The sequence below is a fragment of the Paenibacillus sp. 102 genome (genome assembly GCF_039549175.1).
Classification (GTDB): domain Bacteria; phylum Bacillota; class Bacilli; order Bacillales; family Bacillaceae_G; genus Bacillus_A.
On record NZ_JBCGHT010000003.1, the window covers coordinates 468,580 to 485,792 of the forward strand.

Genomic DNA, 17,213 nt, shown 5'->3' on the forward strand with positions numbered 1-17,213 from the left:
ATCTCCGTTTAACTAAAAACCTCTATGTTAAATCCACCCGGGGCTTTAACATAGAATGTCCAGCGATGAGCCCTTTTTGGCGTTTTTACATCAAACCCATCACTCTTCAAGTGTTGATAGATCTCGTTCACCCGTTCTTCACTCTCTTGCGAAAAACCTATATGAAAGGACTTCGGATAACTGACCTGAGTACCTTTCATCAAAGCGAGCAATAATCCATCTTCGTCTAATAGTACAGCGAATGAATCGCCATGCGTGCTCTTAGTTTGTAGGTTGAAATATTTCTCCAAGAACTTTCGAGCAACGTTAACGTCAGTGACCGTTAGATTGATATGGTTTAGTTTCAAAGGTTCCACTTCCTCTCTATAGTTATAATACCTTCATCCCTATATTCACTTTTTAAAAATGTCCTCCCAAAACGGGAAGTAGTTAAGAAAAAATACTTATAATCAAAACAGTATAATCTTTTAAAATCTTTGAAAGCTTTTGTTGCTTACATGTTTTATTCTATAATTGATTATTAATAAATAAAAAGACATTTTAATATATCTCTTTATATACTCGAGTATATGAATGAAGGAGTGACGAATATGGAACTGCTGCAACTGCATTATTTTCTAAAAGTCGCTAAGTTGGAGCATATGACGCAGGCTGCGCAAGAGCTTCGCATCGCGCAGCCTGCTCTCAGCAAAACCATCGCTAGGTTGGAAGAGGATTTGGGTGTACCATTATTTGATCGCCAAGGAAGGAAGATTCGACTCAACTCATTTGGAAAAGCGTATCTAAAGAAAGTGGAAAAGGCACTCATGTTGCTTGAAGAGGGCCGAAGAGAAGTTGAAGATCTTGCGGGAATGGAAAAAGGGCGTGTTTCTTTAGCAACAACAACTCATAAATGCTTTTCTGATGTTATAGGTTCTTTTATTTCCTTGCACCCTGATGTCAAACTTCAAATCACTCAAGCTTCAGAGAGGGAGAAGGTGCAACAGCTCCGAAATGGAGATATCGATTTTTGTATCACTTTCCCTCCAATTGAGCAGACAGGGATAGAGGGATTGTCCTTCCTCACTGAAAAAATTTTACTAGCTGTTCCTCATACACATCGATTTGCTAATCGGAACAACGTAGACTTGAGAGAATTGGCTGATGATCCTTTTATTTGTATAAAGCAAGGGAATCCATTCCGAGACATGACGGATGGATTTTGTCAAAAAGCAGGTTTTTCTCCGAATATTATATGTGAAGTTGACGAACATTCTGCAGTAGGTCATTTCATCCGTATGGGAATTGGTATTGCTTTTATGCCAGAAACCTTAATAGAAAAAATAGAGACGTCATTTCATTTAGTGCATATCGATAACCCTATTTGTCAGCGTACTTACCAAATCGCATGGCTTGAAGGGCGCTATATGTCTGTGGCGGAACGTAAGTTTTATGAGTTTTTCGTCCAGAGTTTTACTGAATTACCGAAGCGATAAAACTTTAATATCGATTCGAACCTTATGAGTCTATAACTATAAGGAACTGGTGGCGAACATATTTGTTAGGTTCTTCAATGTATAGTAATATTGTGCTATGAAAACAGTGATGAATATAATGAAAACTAGAATTCAAAAAAGAAGGAGCCAGCAATGACAATTATCAATAAATTAAATCTTAACAAATATACAAATATGGTGGTAGTTAATCAACCAGAAGATTACGATGTCTTTACGAAACAAGCAACTACTCTTTCAAACAATCATGATGCTATTTTCATTTTCGTAGAAACAATGGATGAGATGGTTAAGCACACGCAACTTATTATGAATAAACAACTATTACTTGAGAAAGGTTATTTATTTTTCGCTTATCCGAAAAAAGGTAACATTCGTTATGAAACTTTCATTCACAGAGATGAAATATTTCCAGCAATGAAAGTTGGAGAAGATGGATATGTAGGTAATAGTGATATCAAATTTGCACGAATGGTAAGTATGGACGATGTCTTTACTGTCGTTGGTTTAAAACGTGAAAAAAAGAAAGAAAAGAAAACATTTGCTGCTAGCCAATGTGTCTCCGATTATGTAGAGAATATTAAAGATGTAGAAGCATTATTAGCTGATTCCCCAAATGAACTTCAGTTCTATCAAGGTTTAACACCGGGCTACCAAAAAGATTGGGCACGCCACATATTCTCGGCAAAGCAGCAACAGACACGTGAAAAGCGTGCGCAGCAAATGATTGAAATCCTTTCACAAGGTTATAAATCAATCGATTTATTCCGTAGAAAGAAGAAATAAAGAAGTTTTAATAGTAGATTTAATCTTAAGATGTAAAAACATATTCTTGATTTCATGCTATAAATAAGGAAATCAAGAATATGTTTTTTATGAAACCTCATTTTTGATATCAAAATACATAATGATGACACAATTAATAGAATGAATAAGTTGAAAAAACATCTCCTTCAAGTATACTGAATATGCTTCGGGATTTATGGGAGTTGAGCACATAAAATGCATTAAACTCTTATACAGTAAAGGAAACATAAAAGAATGAATAAGAAAAGGTGTTTGAAATGAAATCATATATTGTAGTTGGAGCTGGAATTTTGGGAGCGTCTACTGCTTATCATCTTGCTAAGACGGGGGTTCATGTTACATTAATCGACCGTCAAGATTTAGGACAAGCTACCGATGCAGCGGCAGGAATTGTGTGTCCATGGCTTTCGCAACGCCGTAATAAAGCTTGGTACAAAATTGCAAAAGGTGGGGCGCGATATTATGCTTCTTTAATTCAGCAATTGGAAGAGGATGGCGAAACAGATACAGGTTATAACCGAGTAGGTGCTATTAGCTTACATACAGATGAGAAAAAATTAGATCAAATGGAGGAGCGAGCATATAAGCGACGTGAGGATGCTCCTGAAATTGGTGAAATCACTCGTCTATCACCAGAGGAAACAAAAAAATTATTCCCGCCGTTATCGGAGGGATATGGAGCTGTACATATAAGTGGTGCTGCTCGTGTAAATGGAAGAGCACTGCGTCAATCTCTTGAAAATGCTGCAAAAAAACATGGTGCTACTTTTATAAAAGGAGATGCCCTTTTAATTTATGAAAATAATCATGTTAAAGGTGTTCATGTAAATGGTGAAACATTAACGGCAGATCAAGTAATTATCACTGCAGGAGCGTGGGCAAATGAATTGTTAAAACCACTTGGTGTTAACTTTCTTGTGACTTTCCAAAAAGCACAGATTGTTCATTTACATATGCCAAACACGGATACTGAAAATTGGCCAGTTGTAATGCCGCCAAATGATCAGTACATTTTAACTTTTGAAGATGGCCGTATAGTTGTAGGAGCAACGCATGAAAATGATACTGGTCTTGATTATCGTGTTACAGCCGGTGGTTTACATGAAGTCTTTGATAAAGCATTGCTTGTGGCACCAGGGTTAGAAAATAGTACGATGCTGGAAACAAGAGTTGGTTTTAGACCATTTACACCAGGTTTTCTCCCAGTCATTGGTCCGTTACCTAATTTTAAAGGTATACTCGTTGCCAATGGTCTAGGCGCTTCTGGATTAACAGCAGGTCCATACTTAGGTTCTGAACTTGCGAAACTTGCTTTAGGACAGCCAATAGAATTAGATTTAAGTCATTATGATGTAGCTGGTGCAATTGAATAGTTATTACAAAAAAGATTAGGGGCAACTACCTAATCTTTTTTGTTTCTTTTTACATTGCCCGCAGTAAATTTTATATGTGCAGAGGGAATTTTGAGTGTTTTGGAGAAAAGCTATATGGATTGTAATTTTGAAATTTAGGAGATTAAGGAGTTTCCTTTGGTGGATCATGTTGAGATAAGAAGACCAACCATTGAAGATTATGAAGAGTTAAATCAATTGTTTCAAACAGTCATTATAGATACGTTTGCAAGAGAAGGTTTATCGGAGTTGACTGATGATATAGAAAATGAAATTGAAACTAAAAAGCAGTATTTGAAATGTGATTTTGATAGCAATGGGAAAAATCGATATTTTTTGATAGCTGTAGATAAACGTTGTAATAAAATTATCGGGGCCATCTAGCAAACTGATTCATGAGTGTACAGATGGCGCATTAAAAGACTTGCATGAGGTAGGTACTGTATTTGTACTTCCGAATTATCAAAAACGCGGCATAGGTAATTTACTTTTAAATGCAATTTCCCTTACTTTATTGGATAAGGGGATAAAAGAATTCTTTTTGGATAGCGGATATACTAACGCACAGAAAATATGGAAGAAAAAATTTGGAGAGCCTAACTTTGTGCGAAAGGATTATTGGGGCAAAGCGTATGATCATATGATTTGGAGAAAATACATAAATGATATATCTATAACATTTAGGATATAGCGAAAAACAGTATTTTTACGCAACACGAATAGCTTTTCTTACCTACATGTGCTATTATTTACCTTTATAATAAAAGAGGACGTGAAGTAACTTGATTAAAATTGATTTACCTGCAGTTGATGTTTCTATCACAGAAAGAAAACAAGTAATAAAAGGTGATGAGCCAAGAATCACTCCAATTCATGGATTCATTGATTTCCATCTGTTCCCAAGAGATAAAGGCGGCATTTTTATGTTTTATAACATTAATGACGAACTTCTTTTTGTTGGGAAAGCACGTAAAATAAGACAGCGTATTAAAAAGCATTTTGAAGACAATGTTTCACCAATTAAAGCACATCGTGATGAAGTATACCGCATTGATGTATGTATTGTAGAAGATCCAATGGAAAGAGAAATTTACGAAACATATATTATTAACGAGTTTCAAGCGAAGTACAATGTGGATAAGGTATTTTATAAATAAAATAAGAGCAATTTAAAACATGATCTTAGTACTATATTAAGGTCATGTTTTTTTATGTAATAAAAATATTGGCTTCTTCTTAATTATTCGACAAAATACAACAATCTGAGATCATGTTTTTTGTTATGATAAATAGGAAATTTATATATTATGTTTATCGGGGGATAAAAGAGATGTTGAAAAAATTTACTACATGTATTTTAGGTGGCGCTTTAGTATTCAATTTATCTGGTTGCGGAAGTACATCTGACAAAACTTCTTCAGAATCTAAAGAAACTACTTCTAAACAAGAAGAAAAGAAAGTGCAAACAACTGAAGAGACGAAAACGAAAGAGAATACAAAGCCGAAAAATACAGAGCAAACAAAAGAGAAATCAAAAATAAAAGAAAAAGAGTATACTTTAAACAAGAATTTTCATACACCTAAATTTGATGTAACTGTAAAAAGAGTTGTAGAAAGAGATAAGGTTGGTAAAGAAAGTATAGGGATCCAAGAACCTGAAAATGGACATGTCTTTATTGTTTTAGAAACGGAAGGAAAAAACATCACAAACGAACCGATGAAATTAGCCGTTTTACCATCAGTTGATTTAGTGGATGAAAATGATAATGCTTACCAAAGTGATGTGTGGGCAACTAGTAGTTATGAGGTTGAAAAAGGCGAGACCTCTACTATTACTAAGGAATTAAAACCTGGGGATGTCAAGAGAGAAAATAAAGTTTATGTGATTAATAAAGAAAAATTTGATACAGGAAAATGGTATGTACTTGTGAATCATGAGTATAAAGAACAAATTAAATAGTGTTTATATGTTTAGAGGAGATGTCTCCTCTTTTTTTGTTGTCTAAAAAATCTTTTAAACTTTGAATTCCTAGCTCTTTCCTTCATAACAACTAAAAACAAACATATACTGGTACAAGCAAACAAGAAAGGAGATCATCATGAACTGGTTAGAAGCTTTTATATTAGGAATTATCCAAGGGCTAACCGAATTTTTACCTATAAGCAGCACGGGTCATTTGTATTTAGGAAGACATTTATTTAACTTAGATGAAGCAGGTCTTTTCTTGGACACGATGCTTCATATCGGTACCCTGCTAGCAGTGTTTATTTATTATAAAAAAGAGTTTATTTATTTAATTAAAAATCCATTTTCAAAGCTTACGTTTTTACTCATTGTTGGAACAATCCCCGCTGTTATAATCGGTCTATTATTTAAAGATTTCTTTGAAGAGATTTCAAAGACAGGTGTCACAATCGGATGGGAGTTTTTAGTGACCGGTTTGTTTTTATATATGGCAGAGAAACAAAAAAATGGACGTAAAAAAATGGATGACATTACATATCAAGATGCTTTCATTATTGGTTCGTTTCAAGCGTTTGCTATTTTTCCAGCAATCTCTCGTTCTGGTATGACAATTGTCGCTGCACTTTGGAGAAAATTAGACCGTGAAACAGCGGCTTATTTTTCATTTTTGTTATCTACACCTGCTATCGTTGGAGCTATCATTTTACAATCTGTAGACGTGTTCCAAGGGAAAGCTGAAACGATTTCAAACACATCGTTAATCGTTGGTACTTTATCTGCAGCATTTTTCGGATATATTGCAGTATCTTGGATGATCCAATACTTAAAACAGCATTCTCTTAAAGTATTCGCGTATTATGTATGGGCTTTAGGTGCTTTAATTTTAACTTTGCAATTCACTGGCGTATTTTAAGTTAGGTCTTGCTTGATGGAACATTATTAGTATTTTTATCGGAATTGCATGCGAATTATTTGCTCACGCAGTACTTGTAATGAAAGGAAAAGATGAATACATGTTGATAAAAAAATCCTGTTGTGCAATGTTATAGCAGGATTTTTCATTTTATGATTCTATTAATACGTCAGAGGAATACAAAAGAAAATGAAAAATTATATTTTAGCGTCATTTTTGGGAGGTAAAAAATGTTAGAGAAAGCAATCGTTATTGGTGGAAGTATGGCTGGAAAACTAGCAGCAAAAGCTCTATCAGATTTTTTTCAAGAAGTAATTATTTTAGAAGTAGGCGAAGAGTGGAATGAAAAAAGCCCTCGAAAAAGAGTACCTCAAAGTCACCATCCTCATGTGTTATTAAAAGGTGGTGAATTAGCAATTGAGAAATTATTCCCTGCAATTATGACCCAATTAAAAGAAGATGGGGGTATCGTAAATAATTTTACTGGAGATTTGAGATGGCATCATTTTGGTTTATGGAAACAACCATTTATTGGAGAATTGAATGCAGTTCAACAGAGTCGCCCTATGCTTGAGTGGCATATACAAAAAAGAATGAGTCAAGTAAATAATATTACAACGAAATATGAAACAATGGTGGAACAATTGTTAATTGATACGCACCGTAACAAAATCTCTGGTGTGAAAACAAAGTGTTTAAAAACAGGAATGAAAAAAGATCTTCACGCAGACCTAGTTGTTGATACGAGCGGATTTGGTTCGAAAAATATAGAGTGGTTAAAAACACATGGCATAGAAGTAAAAGAAGAAAAAGTATGGATTCAATTGTTTTACGCAACTAGGGTATTCCGTCTAAAACAGAATGAATGTCCTGATTGGTGTAATTTACTTATTTCTCCTAGTTTTCCCGAAAATCCTTATGGCGCCTTTATTCAAACGATTGAAGACGATCGATATTTTGTAACTTTTAGCGGATACGCCCATGAGAATACACCAAAAACAGATGAAGAGTTCCTTGCATTTGCTCATAAGTTACCTGCACCAGATGTCATGCATTTTCTTGAACAAGCAGAACCGATTACAGATATAAAAATACATAAAATTCCATACCAAGTACGTCGTCGATTCGATTTAGTTAAAAATATGCCAGAAGGGTTCTTAGTAATGGGAGATGCTCATTGTCGTTTTGATCCGGTTTTTGGACAAGGAATGTCTGTTGCTGCTATGGAAGCTGAAAAATTACAAATGTGTTTAAAGAAGGGGAAAGCGTTAGAGAAAGAGTTTACTCGATACTTTTATAAGCGAATTTCAAAAATTATTGCAACGCCGTGGGAAATGGTTACTACAGAAGCATTCCGTCATCCTAAGATAAAAGGAAAGAAGTCTTTTATACAACCATTTCAACAATGGTATACGAAGAAAATATACCAGCTTTCTGCGAATAATCCAGACATTTATATTCGTTTAGTCAAGGTAATGAATCTTATGCATAGTCCTCTACATCTTTTTCACCCTAAGGTATGGTTTGCTATTCTTACAACTCGACAAAAATAAAGAAGGTTAATGCTATTACTTTATAGTAGGGAATTAACTACTAAATGACGAATTTATAATAGTTAATTGAATAAAAAAGGAATGAATTATGAATGGAAATATACATAGAAAAATTAAAGGAACAAGATGCAGAAGAATTGTTTGCTTTTGAGTGTGATAATAGAGCCTTTTTTGAAAAGATGGTACCAAGTCGTGGAGAGGACTACTATGTTTATGAAACATTTCAGCACAAACATGATGAATTGTTAAAAGAACAAAAAGAGGGCATTTCCTACTTTTATCTCATCAGGAATATAGAAAAAACAATTGTAGGTCGAATAAATTTAGTAGATATAGAGAAAGATAGACGGTTAGGATATCTTGGTTATCGTGTAGGAAAAAATTTTGTTGGAAAAGGAATCGCAACTAAGGCCGTCCAATTACTCCTAAATCAAGCAGCAAACAATCAAGTTACTGAAATTCATGCAAAGACAACAAATAATAACAATGCCTCACAAATCGTATTAGAAAAAAGTGGATTTTCATGTGCTACAATTGATAAAAAGGTTATAGAGTTACATGGTCAAAAGGTTCATTTCATTCATTACGTTTGGAAACATACTAAAATATGATAAAAGAAATTTTAAAACAAAAGGGGAACAATGCAATGAAGGACTTACGTTATCCAATTGGGAAGTTTGCTTATGAAGGAGATATTACGGAAGAAATGGTAGAGAAGTGGATTCAAGAAATTGAAGATCTCCCTAAAGAATTAACAACAGCAATTAAAGATTTAGATCAAGATCAGTTAGATACACCGTATCGAAAGGGTGGGTGGACAGTACGGCAAGTTGTTCATCATGTGGTTGATAGTCATATGAATAGCTATATTCGTTTTAAGTTAGCTCTTACAGAAAATAACCCAACAATTAAGCCATATATGGAAGAGAAATGGGCAGAACTCCCTGATTCAAAATTACCTGTAGATGTTTCTCTTGTATTATTAGATTCCTTACATAAAAGATGGGTAAATTTATTAAATTCTTTAGAACAGGAAGATCTTGAAAAAACTTTTAATCATCCAGAATCAGGTGAAACAAAACTAGAGGTCGCAATTGGATTATATGCATGGCATGGGCGTCATCACACGGCACATATTACTTCTTTACGGGAAAGATCAGGGTGGTAAGTGCTATGGAAGTCATATTAGAAAGAGCAATAGAGTTTGATGCGGAATCTATTTTTAATATTCAAGTACGAGCATTTAAGCCGTTATTAGAGAAATATAAGGACTATAAAACGAATCCTGCTAATGAAACGATTGATAAAGTAATCGCAAGAATAAATCGTCCTAATGGTGGATTTTATAAAATATTAGTTAATCATACTTTTGTGGGAGCTATTTGTGTATTTTGGAAAGAGAAGACGACACAGTTTTGGATTAGTCCTATGTTTATTCTGCCTAATTATCAAGGAAAAGGGATCGCTCAGAAAACACTCACTTTAATAGAGAAGATGTTTCCACAAGCAACGAGTTGGGAATTAGCTACAATCTTAGAAGAAGAACGTAATTGTTATCTATATGAAAAAACGGGTTACATTCAGGCGGGGTTAAGAAAGAAGTTGAATGATAATACAACGCTTGTTTATTATAAAAAAGTATTATAATGATAATCTATAAGGGATAGATAAAACAGAGTAAATCTGTAATATCTATCCCTTTGTTTTGGTTCTATATAATACAATGATATGAAATGTTTTTTTGTATTTTTAAAATAAATTTATGCATGTTGTTCCAAAAAATACGGGGTTAATACTTTTGTTTCCGTATAAATATGCGAATTAGTTATTTCGTTGTGTATTTTACTAATGCTTTTTGAACGCTTAAAATACTATCGTCACCTTTAAATTCTTTTGTAATTGGTTCATGCATACTAGATACCCAAATTTTAAGTTCTGCATCTAAATCAAAATGTCCTGCTGTTTCGATGCTAAATTGTGTAATACTTTTATAGGGAATAGAATGATATTCTGTTTTCTTACCAGTTACCCCTTGTTTATCTACTAATATCATTCTGCGATTTGTAAACACAATTAAATCTCGAATCAATTTATATGCATATTCAACTTGTTCATCATCAAGCATAATCTTTTGTAAATCACGCTCTACATTTTCTGTACTCGTATCAGATGCATTTCCTAAAATACCGCTAAATAAACCCATTTGAAATTCCTCCTTTATGATCTTTGGAATGAGTTTCTTTTATTGTATCACGTTATATACTAATAGATTCTTACAATGCAGCAAGAGTTTTTTTAAATGAATGCAACGAATTTATTAATACTTCATCATAATATCTTGTGCTAAAATATAAGTGTTTATAAAATTAAGAAACAAATGCAGAGGGAGTATACATGAAAAATATTGGTTTAGTATTAGAAGGCGGAGGTATGAAAGGGTTATATACAGCTGGTGTACTCGAGTACTTTATGGAAAATGATTTATTTTTCCCATATGTAGTTGGAGTATCAGCAGGAGCGTGTATGGGGGCAACTTATTTATCTCGTCAAAAGGGAAGAAATAAAAAAGTAAATACGGAGTTAGTGTCTGATCATCGTTATATATCTTATCGGAATTTTATACGAAAACGAGAATTGTTTGGGATGGATTTTCTTTTTGATGAAGTGCCTACTAAAATCGTGCCGTTTGATTTTCAAACTTTTTTACATACAAATGAGCAGTTTGTAATTGGAACAACGGATTGTGAGACAGGACAAGCTGTTTATTATAATAAGCAAGAGCACGGGAATGATATATTAAAAATTATTCGTGCATCAAGTTCAGTACCATTTATTGCTCCAGCTGTGGACTATGATGGTAAAAAACTTTTGGACGGGGGAATTATTGATCCTATTCCTGTTCGAAAAGCACAAAAGGACGGTTATCAAAAGAATGTTGTTATTATGACTAAGCCAGAAGGATATGAAAAAAAGCGTAATAAATTTTCTGTGATGGCTAAATATGTATACAGACAATATCCGAAAATCTCTGAGCTTTTAGTAGAACATTATCGGTTTTATAATGAAACTGTTTCCTATATGTCTTCAAATCCACAAAAAGAGAATTTCTTTGTCATTCAACCAAGTGTACAACTTCCTGTTAGCGGAATTGAAAGGGATAAAGAAAAGCTTGTTAATTTATATAATCTTGGATATCAGGATGCTAAGAATCAGTATGAACAGTTATTAGAATGGATTGAGAGATGAACACGATTGGTGAATAAGAATGGAAACACACAGACTATATCGTTTGTGTGTTTTTTTGTTCATAAAATATACAACATTAGTACGTTGTTTATATAGGGATTTATTCATAGAAAAAGAAGTACTAATATAATGTGATGAAAGAGGGAAGAGGAATGAAATCAATACTAAGCCCTAAGATGGCAGAACTTACAGATCAATTAAGTAATGGAGATACACAAGCTTTTTATACGTTTTTAGATAAACTCAAAGTAAATGAGACGCCACTTATAGAAATTTGTCCAATGAATAGTCAGTATCATCTTATTACTTACATATGGTTGGGACCTTAATTCTAATCAACTAGAACGACTTTTAGACACAAATTTATGGTTCAAAACATTTAGAACGAACGAAACGTTTATTTCTACCTAATTGGGTAGCGCGTAGTGAACAGTATCAGTTAGATCCATTTAACAGTAATAGATTTGGAAAAGGAACGGATCGAGCAGCTGTTTTAGAAATGGGAATGGAAATGCAATATGATAAAAGATTTCCTAAAAATTATACTCCTCAGGGAAAAGTTGAGACATATTCTTTTTACAGCTCCGTTTTAAGGAATACACGAAAGCTACATATTTACACACCTCATAATTATTCTCTTACATCAAGCCTTCAAGATCTTATCATCACATTCGATGGAGACTCATTTATGCAAAATCTTTGAGCACCAGCAATACTCGATCATTTCATTCATAAACAAGAAATACCTTCGTGTATTGTTGTTGGAATTGAGCAAGTAGATCGATTGAATGAGCTTACTTATAACGACAAGATGAATGCATTTTTAATAGAAGAGCTACTTCCTTGGATTCAAACAAAATATCGTGTATATAAAGATCCGGCACATGCAACAATTGCTGGTCTAAGTCTCGGGGGCCTGGCAGCGTTTTATGCAGCGCTTCAGAATCCTCATATTTTCGGAAATGTACTGTCATTGTCAGGTTCTGTACATTGGAAAAAGGATGGTCACGAAGAAGAAATTCCTTGGATGGAGAAACAATTTTTATCAATTAGTAATACGCTGAGCTACGTATGTATATGGTAGCTGGAACTCTTGAGAACGAACCGCTTTTAAAAGCTAATAGAAGCCTTTCTAAGACACTTAGAGAAAAAGAATACCAAATTATCTATAGTGAGTTTCAAGGCGGTCATGACGAAATCTGGTAGCGAGAGCAACTTGCTGAGGGGATATTAGCGTTAAAACATTCAAGGACGTTATCTTAAAAAGAAGGGAAGAGGAAAAATATGAATCAAAAGGATATAGATAAAGCGTTAAAAAAACAAGAGATTTTAGTAAAAGATGAGAAGGTTTGGTCTTACACGTACGAGGATCATATTAGTTCTATCATTAAGTGTGCAGAAAAATCAGGGACTTTTGATGATTTACCTGGCAAGGGAAAACCACTTAATCTTGATAAAAATCTTTCTTATAATCCTGAAAAGCAACTCTATAAAACATTAAAAGATAACCACGTTTTACCTAGATGGATTGAGCTTTCGAAGGAAATTGATCACTTAAAAGAAAAACTGAAAAAAATTACAGATGCTGAAGAAGCAGCAAAACTAGTTCGGATTATTAATAAAAAGATTTTAGAACATAACTTAATTTGTCCCACAAGTGCACAAAAAATGAGAGTGAAAAAGGATTTTTAGTGTTTTTCTATAAGCCTATCACTTGTTCTATAGTTGAGGTAGGCTTATTTCATTTATTATGTACGGGAGAAATGGAGAATAACAAATACATATCATTTACAAATACCTAAGTAGTTAGAACAGTATAGGGGGATTTTAGAAGAAAGTGCAAAACCTTATATTAAAGTTACAGGAGAAATCAGTGAAACAACTCTATTTGAAAGTAAATTTGGCGGTTATCCGTATTTACCTATTCTCACATTGATCTTGTTGGAGCAGACTTTGATCATCCAACAAAACAAAAAGATTTTCGTATTATTTATCATGCTGAAATCACTCAAGATAAAAATCAAATTATAACAGATTTTAGTTATTTAAACGCTCTTGATTTAGAGTATTTTGTTGTACCAGAAGCAGCAAAATTAACATTTGAAGCAGGTTATCAGCCTGTAACAATAGGAGATTATCGATTTGGAGCATTTTCCAAAGATAGGATTAATTTAGAAGAAGTCGTTGACATTGAAGATGAAATAGAGTTAGCCGAACTCTATGAAGAGCATTTTGAGGGCCAAGGACATAAAATCGGTGGCTATCCGTTCTTTACACAAACATATCCACGAGAATGGGAAAAAATATATCGAGAACATAACATTTTGATACAGATGATTCTCTAGGGATTATGTGGGGAGACTGTGGAGTTGCGAATTTCTTTATTCGGAAAGAAGATCTCTTAAACTTAGATTTTTCGAATGTGCTGTATAATTGGGATTGTTGCTAATGTCTAAAAATCTCTTTTGATGTATTAAGTGAATATATCACCTTAATATAGGTGGAAAATAGGGAAGACGCGCTATATTTATCAATACAATGTACATTTGCAATGTAGCATGAATGCTGAACCATTAAAAATGCAAAAAATAATTATAAAACATAAAAAGTCTCCCTAAAAAAATAGGGGAATTTTTTTACAAGTAATCATAGATTATGTTAACTAAGATTAAGAATCAAAGTAAACAAATAAGTAGGTTAAGTAAATTGTATAGAAAAACCTAAATTTAACCATATTTAATAAACGGGATATAAATATGAAAAGCTGTAGAAGTACTGGATAAAAACTTACATGTACGAATTTTAAATAGTTTTAATAACAAAATGAAAATTATTTAATTGATCGTGTCGTAATTTTATGGCCACCTGTAACATGTATAATTCAACAGGTTTTCAACTTAAAGATTGCTGTGAGAAATTTCATCGTAAATTAGCAATGAAAACTGAGGAATTTTAAAAGAAAAATATTTAAAGCGAATTTCATTAAAAATCTTCGTTTCATCTCAAATTGTATAGTTTACTTGCATTTAGAGATACAGAAACACTTCTTTTCTATAACTACCTATAATATATATTATGTCTACTAGAAAAAAGTAATAAACTTATTTATAATTGTCGTCTTTCCCTCTTCGCTATCTAAATTTTTATTTTCAATCACCGTTAGTTTCGCATACTTCAATTACTTTTTGAGTAAGCAGATATAATGTATAGATAAAAAATCAGTACGTACGCTAAATAATTAGTCGTGCATACGTACTAATCGAGTTTGTTTTAGTAAGTTCACAAGAACTATTTCTTTAATTGAAAAACTCCATGTTTTCGTTTTAAAAATAATTCTTTGTCTGTGTAAATCCATTCCGAAAATTTTTTAATGGTGTTTTTACCACTTAAATATATACGATATTGTTTTTCTTTATTAATGAACTTGGGTTGATAGTTGTATTCCATAAGAACTTGTTTTAAAGAATTCATAAAGTGATATGAACCACCAACAAAACTTACGAAATGTCTTTGAGGATTTACGTGGCCATCTCCATCAAAATACCCTCTAACGAAATGATGCAAGTATTCTTTTGGGACAAATGGGAATTGTACATCGTATGATTTACAAGGCATGATTCCATGTAAGTCCATGAGATCATTTTTCATGATTTTGCTATTTAAATTTAACATATAAACGCCAGTATTCTTGTTTTGGTATAATGGCTGATTTGAATTAAGTTCTATTTTTATATCTTCTAAAATTCCCGATTTTTTTTGAGAAATGCTTACAGTTTGATTATCTTTCGTAATGACACCATCTGCAATGAAAAAGCCTAAAATATATGCCATATTATTAGACCAATGTTTAAAGTAATCTTCATTTAAATTGTATTTTCGTTTCCAACTCCCTCTTGCTCTTCTTTCGACATTGTTATCCGCTAGAACCATACGAACATATCTTGCGGAAACATTAGCTAATTTTGCAATACTTGATGTGCTCTCTCCTTTCAATAGATATAAATTAGGTGTGCATCTTCTTCTATATCATATAAAAGAACTGATGTTCTGTCTATTTAAGCTATTGAAATTGGAGTAACATTTTTATTCACTGTAGATCTTCATACCCTCCCTTTTTTCTGCTGCTAACTGCTCTATTTTTGTAGCAACTATATAGCATATTTCCTCGAGTTCTCTTCTGAGAATTATTTTTAGACTACTTAATTTATAGAATTTTTAAATTAAACAGAAATATCTCCCTTTTCTTCTTGATTTGTATAAAGTACATCCTTTAGTATAGATGTATAAATCTAATTGCATCTATTTTGTTTACATGAATCATAGATGATTAGATTTATGTGATAAGGTTTATAAAAATTTAGGAGGGGTATGTGTGTTTTCGAAATGGAAAAAAGGATTAGTAACTACTTTATTTGCACTAACAACATTTTCGACTGTAGCATCTGCTGAAGAATTACCTGCGGATCAACAAAAATGGCAGAAATGGGTTGGTGAACATGCAGTCAAATTACAGGAACCGACTGCTAGTACCACTGAGGATTTGTCATTTTTAAAACAAAATTTACAAGACAAACGTATTGTCTTATTAGGTGAATCTACTCATGGTTCAACCGAAATGAATCAATCTAAGGTTCGGATGATTAAGTATTTGCATGAAGAAATGGGTTATGATGTGATTGCATTTGAATCAGGATTTGCAGAAGCGAATGCTGTGTATCAAAATATAGATGATTTAACAGCTGAACAAGCTATGAAGAAAGCTATTTCTGGAGTATGGCATACAGAAGATTTGGAAGAATTATTTCAATACATAAAAGAACAAAAAGAAAAAGGAACGCCCCTTATTTTAACGGGATTCGATATACAAATACCGTGGAATGCCTCTACTGCTACATTTACAACAACTGCAAATGAATGGATTAGTAAATTGAATCCTGAAATAGGGAAACTTCTCGTAGAAGCGGAAGAAGAAATAGTGAAATACCGTTCTGTTTCTTCTTATGAAGAATTCCAAACGATGCAGTCTTCTCTTTTGCTTAAATATGAAAAAGTAAAAGAATTCATTCAACAGCATTCAAATGATTTAAAACAAGTAGCGCCTAAAGCATCCTATGATGTAAAACTTCTAGAAAAATCAGTCAGTATTCGAATTGATACGCTGAAAACGCATATTCCAAATGAAGTAAAACCTAGATTTGGAATCCCCTTTGATTACGCTAACTATAATAATTACTCGTTATACTCACGTGATCAAAAAATGGCGCAAAATTTAGCGTGGCTTAGTGAGATGCAATTTAAAGGTAAAAAAACAATAGTTTGGGGGCATAATTATCATATTCGAAATCAAAATTCTAAAATGATTCAAGATTGGACTGAAACCTACAAATATGGATTCGTAGGACCAAATATGATAGATTATCTGCCAAAACGTATAAAAGACCAAATGTATACTATTGGTTTGTTTGCATATAGCGGAAGTAGCCTAGACTCTATAGATAATAAAACTATTATCTATGTAAAGGAAAAACATGAAGCCAATAGTATTGAGCAAATTTTAAAAGCTGCACATCATCCGCAAGTATTTGTAAATTTAAAAGGTGAGGAAAATCGTCCTGAAACTTCTTGGATGTATACGCCGATTATAGGACAGTATTGGGGAGCAACAGATGAAATTATGATACCTAATCAACAATATGATGGTATTCTCTGGTTAGAGCATATCACGCCTTCTCAGATTAAATAAAACGAAAAGCGCCCCAATGAAATATATGGTGCGCTTTTTATGTATATAGTTCCCTAAGAGGTATATTTTTCTTTAACCAATCTTCTTTATAAAAGATATAC

16 protein-coding genes and 3 pseudogenes are annotated in these 17,213 nt (G+C 33.1%); 16 read left to right on the forward strand and 3 right to left on the reverse strand.

The genetic code is table 11. The features are described from left to right. Positions 1-8 precede the first annotated feature (8 nt). Entirely contained in the window at positions 9-347 is a 339-nt protein-coding gene (locus tag AAIE21_RS11580; RefSeq protein ID WP_343266900.1) for a VOC family protein, read from the reverse strand. A gap of 243 nt (positions 348-590) precedes the next feature. Here AAIE21_RS11580 and AAIE21_RS11585 point away from each other — a divergent pair, with 243 nt between their 5' ends. The 11 genes and pseudogenes from AAIE21_RS11585 to AAIE21_RS11635 all read left to right on the forward strand — a co-directional run bounded on the left by AAIE21_RS11585 (position 591) and on the right by AAIE21_RS11635 (position 9,770). Continuing rightward, the gene (locus tag AAIE21_RS11585) at positions 591-1,475 is read left to right on the forward strand and encodes a LysR family transcriptional regulator (protein WP_343266901.1); all 885 of its coding nucleotides are present in this window, start codon (positions 591-593) and stop codon (positions 1,473-1,475) included. A gap of 153 nt (positions 1,476-1,628) precedes the next feature. After that, positions 1,629-2,279, forward strand: coding sequence for a YdeI/OmpD-associated family protein (locus AAIE21_RS11590; protein ID WP_343266902.1), 651 nt, complete (start codon positions 1,629-1,631; stop codon positions 2,277-2,279). Positions 2,280-2,557: 278 nt separating this feature from the next. After that, positions 2,558-3,673 (forward strand): NAD(P)/FAD-dependent oxidoreductase, encoded by a 1,116-nt coding sequence (locus AAIE21_RS11595; protein ID WP_343266903.1) that lies wholly within the window; start codon positions 2,558-2,560, stop codon positions 3,671-3,673. A gap of 159 nt (positions 3,674-3,832) precedes the next feature. Next, positions 3,833-4,382: pseudogene (locus AAIE21_RS11600) on the forward strand (GNAT family N-acetyltransferase). Positions 4,383-4,473: 91 nt separating this feature from the next. Continuing rightward, a complete protein-coding gene (locus tag AAIE21_RS11605; protein WP_343266904.1) occupies positions 4,474-4,848 on the forward strand; it encodes a nucleotide excision repair endonuclease in 375 nt (124 codons plus the stop codon). 173 nt (positions 4,849-5,021) lie between these two features. Further along, positions 5,022-5,651 (forward strand): hypothetical protein, encoded by a 630-nt coding sequence (locus AAIE21_RS11610; protein WP_343266905.1) that lies wholly within the window; start codon positions 5,022-5,024, stop codon positions 5,649-5,651. A gap of 139 nt (positions 5,652-5,790) precedes the next feature. Beyond that, on the forward strand, positions 5,791-6,570 hold the full coding sequence (locus AAIE21_RS11615) for an undecaprenyl-diphosphate phosphatase (protein ID WP_343266906.1): 780 nt from the start codon (positions 5,791-5,793) through the stop codon (positions 6,568-6,570). Positions 6,571-6,800: 230 nt separating this feature from the next. Beyond that, positions 6,801-8,123 carry a glutamate synthase gene (locus AAIE21_RS11620; RefSeq protein ID WP_343266907.1) on the forward strand — a complete coding sequence of 441 codons (1,323 nt, stop codon included), beginning with the start codon at positions 6,801-6,803 and terminating at the stop codon, positions 8,121-8,123. A 92-nt stretch (positions 8,124-8,215) separates the two neighbouring features. Further along, positions 8,216-8,734 carry a GNAT family N-acetyltransferase gene (locus AAIE21_RS11625; RefSeq protein WP_343266908.1) on the forward strand — a complete coding sequence of 173 codons (519 nt, stop codon included), beginning with the start codon at positions 8,216-8,218 and terminating at the stop codon, positions 8,732-8,734. Positions 8,735-8,769: 35 nt separating this feature from the next. Next, on the forward strand, positions 8,770-9,291 hold the full coding sequence (locus tag AAIE21_RS11630; protein ID WP_343266909.1) for a YfiT family bacillithiol transferase: 522 nt from the start codon (positions 8,770-8,772) through the stop codon (positions 9,289-9,291). Between the two features lie 5 nt (positions 9,292-9,296). Continuing rightward, positions 9,297-9,770 carry a GNAT family N-acetyltransferase gene (locus AAIE21_RS11635; RefSeq protein WP_343266910.1) on the forward strand — a complete coding sequence of 158 codons (474 nt, stop codon included), beginning with the start codon at positions 9,297-9,299 and terminating at the stop codon, positions 9,768-9,770. A 178-nt stretch (positions 9,771-9,948) separates the two neighbouring features. Here AAIE21_RS11635 and AAIE21_RS11640 read toward each other — a convergent pair whose 3' ends face one another. Then, the gene (locus AAIE21_RS11640; RefSeq protein WP_343266911.1) at positions 9,949-10,326 is read right to left on the reverse strand and encodes a PH domain-containing protein; all 378 of its coding nucleotides are present in this window, start codon (positions 10,324-10,326) and stop codon (positions 9,949-9,951) included. A 191-nt stretch (positions 10,327-10,517) separates the two neighbouring features. Between AAIE21_RS11640 and AAIE21_RS11645 the strand changes: the two genes are divergently transcribed. From AAIE21_RS11645 to AAIE21_RS11660, 4 genes and pseudogenes are all read left to right on the forward strand, one after another. Further along, positions 10,518-11,369: a patatin-like phospholipase family protein gene (locus AAIE21_RS11645; RefSeq protein ID WP_343266912.1), complete on the forward strand. Its 852-nt coding sequence runs from the start codon at positions 10,518-10,520 to the stop codon at positions 11,367-11,369. 152 nt (positions 11,370-11,521) lie between these two features. Beyond that, a pseudogene (locus AAIE21_RS11650) lies at positions 11,522-12,575 on the forward strand (alpha/beta hydrolase). Between the two features lie 78 nt (positions 12,576-12,653). Further along, complete coding sequence (locus AAIE21_RS11655) at positions 12,654-13,061, forward strand: DnaJ family domain-containing protein (RefSeq protein WP_343266913.1); 408 nt, start codon at positions 12,654-12,656, stop codon at positions 13,059-13,061. Positions 13,062-13,193: 132 nt separating this feature from the next. Further along, positions 13,194-13,818: pseudogene (locus AAIE21_RS11660) on the forward strand (YwqG family protein). Positions 13,819-14,657: 839 nt separating this feature from the next. On the opposite strand, the gene AAIE21_RS11665 reads toward AAIE21_RS11660, so the two are convergent. Further along, positions 14,658-15,362 (reverse strand): LAGLIDADG family homing endonuclease, encoded by a 705-nt coding sequence (locus AAIE21_RS11665; protein ID WP_481858672.1) that lies wholly within the window; start codon positions 15,360-15,362, stop codon positions 14,658-14,660. A 379-nt stretch (positions 15,363-15,741) separates the two neighbouring features. Here AAIE21_RS11665 and AAIE21_RS11670 point away from each other — a divergent pair, with 379 nt between their 5' ends. Next, positions 15,742-17,112, forward strand: coding sequence for an erythromycin esterase family protein (locus AAIE21_RS11670; protein WP_343266915.1), 1,371 nt, complete (start codon positions 15,742-15,744; stop codon positions 17,110-17,112). Positions 17,113-17,213 lie beyond the last annotated feature (101 nt).

Coding starts and splice junctions, on each gene's coding strand:
- AAIE21_RS11585 (WP_343266901.1), top strand. CDS start 591: ATGGAACTGCTGCAACTGCATTATTTTCTAAAAGTCGCTAAGTTGGAG.
- AAIE21_RS11590 (WP_343266902.1), top strand. CDS start 1,629: ATGACAATTATCAATAAATTAAATCTTAACAAATATACAAATATGGTG.
- AAIE21_RS11595 (WP_343266903.1), top strand. CDS start 2,558: ATGAAATCATATATTGTAGTTGGAGCTGGAATTTTGGGAGCGTCTACT.
- AAIE21_RS11610 (WP_343266905.1), top strand. CDS start 5,022: ATGTTGAAAAAATTTACTACATGTATTTTAGGTGGCGCTTTAGTATTC.
- AAIE21_RS11615 (WP_343266906.1), top strand. CDS start 5,791: ATGAACTGGTTAGAAGCTTTTATATTAGGAATTATCCAAGGGCTAACC.
- AAIE21_RS11620 (WP_343266907.1), top strand. CDS start 6,801: ATGTTAGAGAAAGCAATCGTTATTGGTGGAAGTATGGCTGGAAAACTA.
- AAIE21_RS11625 (WP_343266908.1), top strand. CDS start 8,216: ATGGAAATATACATAGAAAAATTAAAGGAACAAGATGCAGAAGAATTG.
- AAIE21_RS11630 (WP_343266909.1), top strand. CDS start 8,770: ATGAAGGACTTACGTTATCCAATTGGGAAGTTTGCTTATGAAGGAGAT.
- AAIE21_RS11635 (WP_343266910.1), top strand. CDS start 9,297: ATGGAAGTCATATTAGAAAGAGCAATAGAGTTTGATGCGGAATCTATT.
- AAIE21_RS11640 (WP_343266911.1), bottom strand. CDS start 10,326: ATGGGTTTATTTAGCGGTATTTTAGGAAATGCATCTGATACGAGTACA.
- AAIE21_RS11645 (WP_343266912.1), top strand. CDS start 10,518: ATGAAAAATATTGGTTTAGTATTAGAAGGCGGAGGTATGAAAGGGTTA.
- AAIE21_RS11655 (WP_343266913.1), top strand. CDS start 12,654: ATGAATCAAAAGGATATAGATAAAGCGTTAAAAAAACAAGAGATTTTA.